The following is a 209-nucleotide window of genomic DNA, read 5'->3' on the forward strand; positions in this document are numbered from 1 at the left end:
GTCAACCAGGGCAGCATCAGCACCCCGGGCGGCGGCCAGGTCTACCTGATCGGCGCCAGCGTGGAAAACAGCGGCGTGATCACTTCGCCGCAGGGCGAGGTCATACTGGCGGCCGGCAAGAGCGTGCAGCTGGTCGATTCGGCCAACCCGGACGTGCACGTGGTGCTGTCGGCGCCGGCGGACCAGGCGCTGAACCTGGGCCAGGTGCT

General features: G+C 69.4%; 1 pseudogene. It reads left to right on the forward strand.

The window, feature by feature from the left end:
- Positions 1 to 209: pseudogene (locus AC6H42_RS25600) on the forward strand (filamentous hemagglutinin N-terminal domain-containing protein); the annotation flags it as partial.

It is taken from the genome of Massilia sp. NBRC 108631 (assembly GCF_059704565.1).